Here is an 11,749-nt window from a genome sequence, read left to right as displayed (position 1 = left end):
TGTTTTCACATAACTGTTGCGTTGACCAATTGAATCTACAGCGGCTTTTTTTAATATGTCCCGTTCGTCAGTAACCCGCTTCAGCTCTTTCTGGAGTCGGCGGATCTCGGCCTGAGCATCTGACTGCTCTTTGTTGGTGGAAGAGTCCGGCCTGTATTTCTTTATCCAGGCATAAAGGCTGTGGGTAGTGATATCGAGACGTGTTGCGACACTGGAAACAGAATGGCCACGATCAACAACCTGTTTGACAGCTTCAATTTTAAACTCTTCAGGATAACGCTTACTGCTCATGTGCACCTCTTTTTAAGCCATTTTAAATGACTCTGAGGTGTCTGTTAAACCCATGGCTATTCATTGTACAGATACAGACTAAAAGCATAATGCTGATTAAATCCTGCATTTTTTAAGTAAGGAGCAAAGCGAGCTTCTGATAAACTACTGATGATACTATGATTATCTTCGCTGTAAGGGTAGGGGACTTGACTTTCAGCCATGAGGGTTTAGAATCCTTATCAGAGCAGTTGGTTTGGCCCCTCTGGTGATGACACCAAGCGCCCCCAACAATCTACTTAGATCCCCGAGACAGACTTAGGTCCCTCTCGGGGTTTCGCTTTTATGGCGGCCAAGTTTACAATACTTCCCTCGTTTATCGCAAACCATTGTAGTAGCCCTTTCGTAGTCAGTCTCATATTAACCATCTGTAATACAATGTATTTTTAATTACTCAGCTAATCTATACACCGTTATCTTGTCGCCAGAAATAGCTAATATAGCTTACACCTTATAGGGTGTAATGTGTGAAAACAGCTTAAAGCCTGTACAGGTATCTGAAATGGTCAATATGCTATGAACACTGCTTATCCGCTTAAGACACTCAATCAGTTGCGCCCGTTACTGGTCGGCTTTCGTAAGGCTAACGGAATGACGCAAAAAGACGTCTCAGAGAAACTAGGCGTTATGCAGCAGACCTATGCTCGCCTGGAAGCCAATCCGGCCAGTGCCAGTATTGAACGACTATTCAAGGTATTCACTGTGCTGGGTGTCGAAATAGTACTTTCTGCCGGGCAATTCTCAGTGATTCAGGAATCTGCGGAAATACCGGATAACTCTCCGGCCAGACGGGAGAAATGGTAAATATAAGCCGGACACAACACCGTTTGCAGAGCGGAAAGTCTCAAGTATTTTGATCTTTTGGCTGATCATCGCACCTTATTCCAGGTCTTTTTTTCATCCTGAGCTGAGCCGCGTTTCGTAACATGAAGTTCCAGATCCAGAGCGGCAAGGATTTTGAACAACGTTCCCAGCTTGGTGGATTCCGGTTTGTTCTCGAAATCAGAAACGGTTGTCTGTTTGATACCAATCAGCTCAGCAGTCTAAGTCTGACTCATCTTACTGATTTTCCGCTGATCTCTGACAGCATTAGCAAGTACGGCCGGTGATGTGATTTTCATTTTTATCCCCTACGGAGGGTATTTAAATAATATCCCCTATGGGGATAAAATGAGGACATCTGTGATTGAGTATATATTGAATTAGTTCAATTTCTTTGTAATGGAACTATATGAAAATTATTTTCAATAAGATGTTTTTATTTTTGAATGTTATAATTAAGTCAATTACCTCTGAATTAATTATCATTCAGAGGTAATTGTATTTATTACAAATATCTAGAGATTGTTTTTATCTGTTCAGCAGATAGTGTATAAATAGATGAGTCTATTTTAATTATATGGCTTTTTAACCAAGTGATATCTTCAAAAGAAAATCCATACTTAATCATCCATATCTCTTTCTCATCATTTGTTCCATATGTAATATAATTTTGAAGATATATCGCTCTAATATCTGATGTGCTTTCAAAATATATCTCTAGTGCTGCGGTTATAGGGTCAATCATAGATAATGATATTACTTTATCTAAGTAATCATATGTATCCTATATTAGGATATCATAGCTTAGTTCTGTTACTGGAGTGGATTTGCTAAATAAAGGGCTAGCTTTTAAAGAGATATCTGGTATTTTTGCTGCAATAGGCGAGTATCTTACTGTTAAATTAGATAATTCCTCATTTGCAGTATCTTGATTTATTTCTTTGTTTTTTAATCTGTTAATTATTTTTCGTTGTTGATCTTTATGAGATAAAAAGCTGTAGCGAAGTGAGACTATTTCACTAAAAGACCTACCTTGGATATGCCATAACATTATCGGAATTGCTGCACTTAATACTGCGGCTTCAGCTTTTTCTAGTTTTGAACGCTTAAGATGTATTGAATATATTCTTTTAAAGCAAGTTTTTATTTTATCTCTGTCAGGATCAGGTAGTTCATAATACTGGGCTCCAGTAATAATATCTGAACCCTTTAGAATATTATCTAAAATAAATTTAATTTCATTATTTATTGTTGATTTTTTTATTCTATCAATTTGAGATTCTGGTAAATGTAATTCAATGTTAAATGTTTCATTTTTTATAGAGTCAGCTAAGTCTTGTTGATCGATATTAATTTCATGGATATCTAAATCTAATCTGCTAGTTTCATTTAATTTAATTATTTCTTTAAATCTTGTAGTGAATGTATCAATATTTTCATTTTTTATAATAGTGTATCCATAATCAAATACCCCCTTTGCCTTCGTTGTTCTTCCTGCTCTTCCTATTAAGTTTTTTAATACTATTGGAGTCATTCGATTAAAATTATCTATCCATACAACATCAAAAGGCATATTAATGCCTTGTGCTAATGTTGATGTAGCAAAGCAAATTTTGGCATAGCCTTTTCTTATAAATTCCTCAACCATTAACCGAGCTTTTAATGGCATTGAACCATGATGTATAACTATTCCTTTAGACATGAGGTCTATCAATAAAGAATATTTTTCATTTTTAGGTTTATCTGATGCACCAATAAAGTTCTTTAAATTCTTAATTAGTGAAATAGCGGATGGGTCTGCTATTTCTTGGCAGTATGCAATGTAATCTCCAAAATCTAAAAGATATTTACCATCATATATTTTGTTTTTTGAAATATATATTAATAATGTTCCTCCTTCTAAAATAGATTGAATTACAGGGTTGTTGCCAATAGAAACGTGCTTGCTTTTTATATTTGGAGAAAAATATTTAAAATCATCTCTATTCTTTGTGGATATAAATATTTTTCCGGCGGTATGTAAATTGTAGTTTTTTGAATCTGAGTCTGATTTTAATTTATGCTTGTTAATCTGTGCTGCAGGATTATCTACAAATGGATGAGCAAAGACTTTTTTTGCTTTTGGAAATGCTTTATCTAACTGTCTTACCAACGCATCAAAGGTCATTCCTCTTATCTCTTCATCTGAAATTTGTGCTTCATCTAACAGAATAAGGTCTATGCTGAATATATTTTTATACTTTAATACTTCCAATCCTCTTTCTGGAGTTATAATAAATACTCTTCTGTGTGATTTTAATGTATTTATGTTTTCTATGAATTGAAGAACTAAAGTGTCTTTATCAATGAAATCCAGTATTTCATTGTAGTATTCAGCTATTAATGCTCTTGATGGAACTATAATTAATATATCATTTTTTGTGTTTTTTATTAGTTCTCTAAATAAATATGACTTCCCGCTACTTGTTGGTGCTGAAAATGAAAAGTATCTATTTTATTTTATGCCACGATAAACACTTGCTTGTGTCGCAGTAAAAGAACTACCGGTTTCATCATTTATAGCATTAGCATATATAAAATAGAATTCTTCAAGAATGCTTTTTGGCTCTTTGGTTTTATAAAACAATCCTAATGCTAAGATTAGTTTGTTTTCAATAGATTTAAACTTATCTGGATGAAATTTTTTTACATATGCAAGTTTTTCAAATGTTAATGCTGATATTGGGCCTTTACTATGTATTTCATAAAGGCAGTTATGTAATATTGAATCTACGTTTATACCGTTAATTAAATCAGTTATCATTAACTGTCACTCCAACTAGATATATTTCTTTTTGGTCTAGTATTTCTTTTAAATGCCTACATTCAATTGCATTTTTTATTATGTTTTCGGGGGGGGGGGAATTAATTGAAAAGGCGGCTATAAAGCAGGTGTTATGATTTATATGGTTTTCTATTGCAGTTTTTGAAACAAAATTTTTTAAGTCAATTAGCTCTGCATCATGTTTTTTTAAATCGATAAATTTTTTTATTTGTGTAAGTGCGTCTGTATACTTATTTGTTTTTCCACTGAATTTTGCTTCACCAAAGGAAATTAGATTATTCTGTGTTTCTGTATGAAAATCAAATCCAGGATTACCGGTTATTTTTTCTTTTAATAATTCTGCAAGTGGTACTTTAACGTGACCAAAGGTTTGCACAAGTGCATCCTGAGCTGAAGTTGAAATCATAAATTCGCCAAATTCTTCAGTAATTTCATCCTCTACCTGTGTTAATATATTATTTACTAATTTATCTATAGTTCTTTGTGCTCTAGCATTGTATGATATTCTAGCAACAACGTCCAGTTGGTTAAGCCAGCAAGTATCTTGTATTGTTTTTATCATTTCATCCGCTCTATTTTTGATATTATTAACATTAATAATAAGTGAATGAACGTGTATATCTATACCAAGATGCGTTATATTGTGTGTTAATTTTTCAATTATATTCATGGGTTATGAAGTTAAATTGTACAATAAAAATAAATTACTCTATTTGATTAATTGTTACAAGTTGCATTTTGTTTTTTATTAATTTAATTTATATTTTTTATTCTTGTTTGGTAGATTATTAATCTTAAAAATGATAATTGTCATTATAAGTGGCTGAATATTTTTTATTTTAGGGTTTTTATTCTTTTTGTGAGTATGGACATGATTTACATAATTTGTGGAATATATCACATTATATTATTTTATACGCATATTTTTATAATAATTATTGTATAAATATTTATGCTAGCTTGTAGGATGAAAGGATTGGGGTCAGTTGTTTTTTTTAATCTAAAAAAATGTGTAATATCAATAATGTGTCATTTTCTGCGATTCCGGCCTTCGGCATTCTTAAGTGAAATCAAGCTACCGCAAGGTGGCTTTTTTTGTGCCTGAAATTCACTATTCGGCTGTTTTTCTTTGCATTTTTCTTTTGTAAGTTACTGTAAAATAACATTTTAATTTTTTATTACCGGTTCGTGTAACGCGTTCCTGTTACGCCGTCGCCGTCCGGGCGCTACCTGGGCAAAAAAGGTCAATTTTGTGGTCAATTCGCTTCGATTTACATTTTGACCCGGAAAAAGAGGTCAGTTTCAGGGCTGAAAAGGGCGCACATTAATAGATTCACTATCAATAAATAATGAAAATGCGTTCATGAGATAAATAACGGCATCGATATATCTCAGTAAAAAAATAGCATTTTTATTTTTCCAAATAAAAACAATGAATTAAATTTTACCTCATATGCTGCATTAACCCGCTATGAAGCCGGTTTATTTATTCTGCACTGTTTTCGGTTGTCCGCGCTGTTCTGCGCCTCTCTGTCACTCGCACAATAAATGTTTGATTTCGCAAATAGACTTCTTTGTTGTCTCTGAAATACGTAAAAGCCACGATGCGATAAACCAATTCGACAAAGGAGTGATCCGGACTTATGGCATTAAGCGACATAGCAGCAAGGAACGCAAAACCCAGTAAAAAGATGTACAAACTGACCGACGAATATGGCCTGTATCTTCAGGTGAATCCGGCCGGTACAGTGTATCTACCACATCACTGTTCATGACGGCTGTCAGTGCCTCTTGGGGGATAAAGGCAATTTGCCGATTATGATAGATGAAATATCTGGTGGGATAGATATGGACGACTAATTAGCTTAATTATTAATCACTGGTTAAATAACCAGATAATTTTATTTTTTCTGGGTCGAATGAGTGATAAAGTATCACCAATAAGACCCGTTGGAGGTGCTATGTCAGAATTTGAATTACTCGCTCAGGATCTTCTCCAAAAATCCGAAGAAGAAGAAAAGCGCCAGCAGAAAAAAGATACAAAACTCATTACTAAAGTTCTGGAGATTTATGATCAGAAGTATGTTGCTGAGTTGCTAAGAAAAGTTGGTCAAAATGAGTGGAGCAGAGAAACCCTCAATCGTTGGATCAACGGAAAGTGTGCTCCAAAATTATTAACTTCTGCGGAAGAAATTTTGCTTAAAAAGATGCTTCCGGAACCACCGGAACACCATCCAAATTATACTTTTCGGTTTATCGATTTATTTGCCGGTATTGGTGGTATTCGTAAAGGATTTGAGTCGATTGGTGGCCAATGTGTATTTACCAGCGAATGGAATGAATACGCTGTACGTACTTATAAGGCTAACTGGTTTAATGATGAACTGGAGCATAAGTTTAACCTCGATATTCGCAAAATTACACTGAGTGATGATACTTCAGTATCTGACGTTGAAGCTTATAAGCATATAGATAAAGAAATTCCTGACCACGATGTGTTGTTGGCAGGCTTTCCTTGCCAGCCTTTTAGTCTGGCAGGCGTCAGTAAAAAAAATTCCATGGGACGTGCTCATGGTTTTGAATGTGAAGCTCAGGGGACATTATTCTTTGATGTTGCCAGGATTATTAAATCAAAGAAACCAAGTATTTTTGTATTAGAGAACGTCAAGAATCTAAAAAGCCATGATAAAGGAAAAACCTTCAAAATCATCATGGATACACTCGATGAATTAGGCTATGAAGTAGCGGATGCCGGGGTTTCCGGTTCGGCGGATCCTAAAATTATTGATGGTAAGCATTTCCTTCCTCAACACAGGGAACGAATTGTATTAGTTGGATTCCGGCGTGATCTGAAGCTTCATGAAGGATTTACGCTGAGGGATATCAGTCGCTTTTATCCTGAAAATAGACCAACATTTGGTGAGTTACTTGAACAGGCCGTTGATAGTAAATATATTTTAACACCCAAGCTATGGGAATATCTTTATAATTACGCCAAAAAGCATGCAGCTAAAGGTAATGGTTTCGGTTTTGGGCTTGTTGATCCTAATAATGCCACCAGTATTGCCCGTACTTTATCAGCCCGCTATCACAAAGACGGCTCAGAAATATTAATTGATAGAGGTTGGGATAAAACTAAGGGAGAGGTTGATTTTAGCGATGAGGAAAATCAAACGAATAGACCAAGACGATTAACGCCACGAGAATGTGCACGGTTAATGGGATTTGAAAAAGTAGGTGAAAAACCGTTCAGAATACCTGTTTCTGATACCCAATCCTATCGTCAGTTCGGTAACTCGGTTATTGTTCCGGTATTCGAAGCGGTTGCTAAATTACTTGAACCCTATATTCTTAAGTCAGTTTCAATCAGATCTAAAAATAACTAACTATAATCTCCGGTTTAATATACCGGAGATTGTTTTATAATATGCTGCTAATTAGTATAAATCTCCGTGAGTTTGGCAATAAAGTCACCTAAAGACATTAATTCTGAACGAATCGCATCGGGGTACTTTTTATGTAAAGCAGAAGGAACGACCAAGGTTATACCCGCTTGTTTCATCTCTCTGAACTGTGCTGGTGATACTCCTTCCTGGAGAGTGAAAAGGTGAATGCTTTTTATTCTGTCTGCTTCATTTAAAACTTGCCGCCATCGATCTTTGCATGTTGTTTTTACTGCAAGCATATGGAGATTATTGTCGGGAAATGTTACATCGTGATACGCATCGGCAGAAGGAAATATAAAATCAGGTTTTTTATTGCCTTCAGTTATACATTGAGTTGCAAAATGAGTTAAACCGTACTCAAGGAAAAGTTGTTCAAGATGGAGCTCCAGCGACCGGCCAGCTCTTGACTTTCGTCTGTTACTGACTGAATTAGCCATTGCTATAAATTCATCAACAGAACCGAATCCCTTACGGATTATGTCGAGTACATGCATTTCTTCAACCAAGAGAAAAATATCATATTCTATACGCCTCCGATCAAGTAATTGTTCATCGGGATCTGAACAATGAGCTGAAAAATATCCGGCGGCGTATTGTATTATTTCAGTTCCTGACGGGAATTCAGTTTTCCATGCGCCCGGAATTTTATAATTTTTCTTTGTTACTTTGGGTTGAAGAGCTAATCCTCCAAGTATTTCTTTACCGGGACCGAATAACAGTGTGCCGGGAATAATTTCACCGAGGGTAGCTTCGATAATATCCTCTTCATCCGGGGTGTTGCAAACCCATACATCTACACTATTGCTGTCATTACCGGGCGTGTGCTTAAAAGCCAGAATTGCCAGTGCCCCCGTATTTTCCGGGTCCTGAAGCGGACTTTTTGGCCCCCAACGCGTAATACGTTTTTCATTCCTTGTTTTACCAAAAAAACGATTATTGTAATAAATTGCACGGGCTTCAGTATCCGCACACGAATGTGAAAAATAACAGGCACGAAGCAAGACGGAAGGATTTTGTTCTCTGGTATGATTGATGGAAGGAAAAAGCTCAGTAACAATACCTGAAGGGATATAAAGCCCTACCTGATGCCCTCCGGTAGCCCCGGTATCGTTAGCGGATAGACGTTTGATGTATAGAAAATAGTTATCGGTTGATTTATTTGCCAGCCAATCTTGAAATTCAGACACAAGCGTCCCCTCTATGATTTGATCGTAGATATTATTATTTCATAAATCAATTTTAGAAACACTATTATTAACGATTTGAATAAGATATCAAGCATGCATATTGTATACGTTTGATATTATATTTAAATGATTAATTCAGCCAAAAATAGTTTTTGAATCTAAACTAAAAATTAATGTACTCCCTTCTTTAGCCTGGCTCATGACATCATTAATTTGAAAATAAAGTCGATATTCTGTACGGATAGGATGTTCTTTTCGAGCATCATACTAAGTAACGTTTGACTGGGTATAACCATCTTTTCCTCGTATAGAGAAATTAACTAAGAATGATTTTTTGTCATTACCTAATATATCTCTCAGTTGAGCAACACCATTGAGTTCATGTTGATTAGAGCGTCAGGAACAGCTTCTGCCGCAGAAAATGATTTTGTCCACTTCCCCTTATCTGAAACAGCCTGATTAGCGTTTTCCGGTTGCTGCCGGTAAAACTCAGGCGGCAGGTTATTCAGGCTTTCATGTGTCCGGTTCCGGGCAATGAGAAACCGATAAACCTGCCTGAGTTAATTCCTGAGTGCAGGTTTTTTTCGATCATTACCGGCCCTTTTTTGCGCAAACTGATAAAAGCCAATTCGATGATTAACCCCGTCATGGCGAACCCGGGTTTCGGGACGGGATTCAATATAGGGACTGTTTTTGTGTGAAATATTTATCACTGCGGAAAAAAACAGTCCCGGCGGTTATTGGCGACAAGCTCAAGAGGAACGTTCATCCGGCTCTGTTATACAAAACCCGGTAAAAGAATGACAAACGAATTTTATTTACAGGCTATTCAGCAACTCCCGCCGGTAAGGTAATGCAGTCATAGCCCCTTTCGCTGTTGTTGCCAGGGCACCGCAGACCTGAGCCTGCCTGATTACCGTACTTAGCACCTGCTCATCCTCCACGGGTCCGTATATTGCAAGACCAGCCAATAAACCGGCCACAAATGCATCACCGGCTCCGGTGGTATCAACGGTAACAACAGGTGTTGCCGCGAAATGCTGTGTTTTTCCGTCCCAATAGACCATGACGCCCTGTTTTCCCAGCGTTACCAGTAATAGCTCAGGAGAATACTTCGCCGCCAGCAGGTCAATTCCCCGCTGAATATTCGTTTCACCGCTGATAAAAAAGAGTTCTTCCTCTGATAACTTAACAACAGATGCAAACGTCAGTACTTTATGCAGACAATCCCGCAGTAATGTTTCATCCTGCCATAAATCGGTACGGATATTGGGGTCAAAGCTGACACGCCCCCCCGCCTCACATATCTGAGCCATCGCCTGAAATGCAGTACTCCGGGATGGTTCGGCACTTAGTGCAATAGAGCAGACATGAAGCCATTCATTTTCATGAAATACCGGTAAATCTTCCTGCTCCAGAAAAAGATCAGCCGAAGGACGAACCATAAACGTGAATGTCCGCTCACCATTTTCATCAAGTTCCACCACAACAACGGATGTTCGGTGGCGGGGATCACAGAGCATATACCCGGTATCCACTTTTTCGTTTGTCAGCGTCCGGTACATAAAGCGACCAAACGGGTCATCTCCCACCCGGCCGATAAAACCACTTTTTCCGTCAAGACGTGCAATACCGGCCGCCACATTGGCCGGGGCGCCTCCCGGAAGCTGCAACAGATAACCCGGTTTATCCGTTAATAAATCAACAACGGCATCACCTAAAACCCATACTTTTGATGTCATAATTAACTCCGCTGACAATTTTACATTAAGCTAAAACGATTAAGCTACCGTGCCAAAAGATACCGCCCGATAAATACGGAAAACAGTAACATTATTCAGGGAGAATCTTACGGCACAAACTATGCGGAATACCGGCGCATTTTCCGGTTCCGGTCATTCACACTGAGGCCCGGCTCAGCCACGGTGAAGAAATACAAACGGTATCGCGGTGTGTTTCACCGTTAATAATATGCAGTGCACTCTGCCGCCCTATTTCATAATGCGGCAATTGCACAGTTGACAGTGGCGGAATAAATAGACCTCCGATCCCGACCATATTGTCATAACCGATCACGGCAACATCAGCAGGGATATTCAGTCCGCAGGCCAGTAAAATCTGATATACAATAAACGCGATTCTGTCATTTCCGCAGATAACAGAATCAAATTCCGGTTTACCGTGACGGATATACCTGCGCACCACATCCGGAATATCGGCATAATGTTCATCAGATAAATAATGATGCAGTAAGTTTCCGGTATCCTCACCATAATCCCGGAAGGCACGCGTCAGACCTCTTATACGGCGGGCTGTCGCCGGATGTTCAGCCGGCAGGTACAGGCACAGGGGTCGCCGGCGGCCTGCCTTCAGCAATGCACTTACCGCATCATACTGTCCGTTTTCATCATCCGGTATGTAAGACGCTGTCGATGTGTTAACACTTTCACAATTCGCCAGCACCAGAGGAACTTTCAGCATCCGCCCTGAAATTTCGACCTGCCGCAGGCCCATTGTGGTAAAAATGATTCCGTCCGGACGATGCGAGAGCAAAAGATCCGCAATGGATTCCGGATTATCCCCTGCCAGCATATTGACGATATAGCTGTTCCAGCCGTATGAGCGGGCCGTTTCCTCCACAGATAAAATAATATCAACACAGAATGGTGATGTTGCGGTATCCAGTGCTAACACACCTATCGTCCGCGGCCCCTGTCCTGAACGGCTGCTGCGTATCATCCGCGCCGACAGATCCGGCGTGTAGCCGGTTTTACGGATGGCATCCTGAACACGAGCCAACGTTTCTTTTTTTAGTTTATCCGGCTTGTTGATCGCCCTTGATACGGTCATCATGGAAACTTCAGCCAGCTTCGCCACATCCTTCAGAAATACCATCCTTTCCCCCCGATTACTCTGGCTGCTTCCTTCATCCCGGAAATAACGGTCACCCGACGACCGGAGAGAGTATAGCAACCAATAATATAATTATTTATTCAGCCTATCAGAGTAACGTGACATGAGTCACAAAACCTTAGTGTTAACATTAACATTAGTGATTAACATCCGGTTATCACCTTATTCGGGTTTTCGTAAAACAGCATTGACATTAAGAATATAACCAATCCAACGAAAGAGAATCT

Annotated in this window: 9 protein-coding genes and 2 pseudogenes; 2 read left to right on the top strand and 9 right to left on the bottom strand. The window is 38.4% G+C overall.

All coding sequences use genetic code 11. The features are described from left to right. Window positions 1-45 precede the first annotated feature (45 nt). Window positions 46-291: pseudogene (locus N7387_RS10250) on the bottom strand (transposase); the annotation flags it as partial. 555 nt (window positions 292-846) lie between these two features. Here N7387_RS10250 and N7387_RS10245 point away from each other — a divergent pair. Next, window positions 847-1,134: a helix-turn-helix transcriptional regulator gene (locus tag N7387_RS10245; protein WP_279798718.1), complete on the top strand. Its 288-nt coding sequence runs from the start codon at window positions 847-849 to the stop codon at window positions 1,132-1,134. Between the two features lie 65 nt (window positions 1,135-1,199). Here N7387_RS10245 and N7387_RS21395 read toward each other — a convergent pair whose 3' ends face one another. The 5 genes and pseudogenes from N7387_RS21395 to N7387_RS10220 form a co-directional block, all read right to left on the bottom strand. Next, on the bottom strand, window positions 1,200-1,361 hold the full coding sequence (locus N7387_RS21395) for a hypothetical protein (RefSeq protein ID WP_347815231.1): 162 nt from the start codon (window positions 1,359-1,361) through the stop codon (window positions 1,200-1,202). 575 nt (window positions 1,362-1,936) lie between these two features. Then, window positions 1,937-2,854 carry a helicase-related protein gene (locus N7387_RS10235; RefSeq protein ID WP_279798752.1) on the bottom strand — a complete coding sequence of 306 codons (918 nt, stop codon included), beginning with the start codon at window positions 2,852-2,854 and terminating at the stop codon, window positions 1,937-1,939. A 429-nt stretch (window positions 2,855-3,283) separates the two neighbouring features. Next, window positions 3,284-3,616: pseudogene (locus N7387_RS10230) on the bottom strand (DEAD/DEAH box helicase); the annotation flags it as partial. 30 nt (window positions 3,617-3,646) lie between these two features. After that, complete coding sequence (locus N7387_RS10225; protein WP_279798716.1) at window positions 3,647-3,955, bottom strand: hypothetical protein; 309 nt, start codon at window positions 3,953-3,955, stop codon at window positions 3,647-3,649. Further along, complete coding sequence (locus N7387_RS10220) at window positions 3,945-4,646, bottom strand: hypothetical protein (RefSeq protein WP_279798714.1); 702 nt, start codon at window positions 4,644-4,646, stop codon at window positions 3,945-3,947. Before N7387_RS10220 ends, N7387_RS10225 begins: the two co-directional genes overlap by 11 nt. Window positions 4,647-5,937: 1,291 nt before the next feature. On the opposite strand from N7387_RS10220, the gene N7387_RS10215 reads away from it, so the two are divergent. Continuing rightward, window positions 5,938-7,362: a DNA cytosine methyltransferase gene (locus N7387_RS10215; protein WP_279798750.1), complete on the top strand. Its 1,425-nt coding sequence runs from the start codon at window positions 5,938-5,940 to the stop codon at window positions 7,360-7,362. Window positions 7,363-7,409: 47 nt separating this feature from the next. Here the strand turns inward: N7387_RS10215 and N7387_RS10210 are convergent, their stop codons facing one another. The 3 genes from N7387_RS10210 to N7387_RS10200 form a co-directional block, all read right to left on the bottom strand. Then, on the bottom strand, window positions 7,410-8,609 hold the full coding sequence (locus N7387_RS10210; protein ID WP_279798712.1) for a type II restriction endonuclease: 1,200 nt from the start codon (window positions 8,607-8,609) through the stop codon (window positions 7,410-7,412). A gap of 818 nt (window positions 8,610-9,427) precedes the next feature. Then, entirely contained in the window at window positions 9,428-10,351 is a 924-nt protein-coding gene (locus N7387_RS10205; protein WP_279798709.1) for an aminoimidazole riboside kinase, read from the bottom strand. A gap of 157 nt (window positions 10,352-10,508) precedes the next feature. Beyond that, entirely contained in the window at window positions 10,509-11,504 is a 996-nt protein-coding gene (locus N7387_RS10200; protein ID WP_279798708.1) for a LacI family DNA-binding transcriptional regulator, read from the bottom strand. Window positions 11,505-11,749: the final 245 nt, after the last annotated feature.

The organism is Morganella sp. GD04133 (assembly GCF_029835375.1).
GTDB lineage: Bacteria > Pseudomonadota > Gammaproteobacteria > Enterobacterales > Enterobacteriaceae > Morganella > Morganella morganii_B.
Note: the sequence above shows the minus strand (reverse complement) of the source record. Positions and strands in the feature narration are given on the sequence as shown.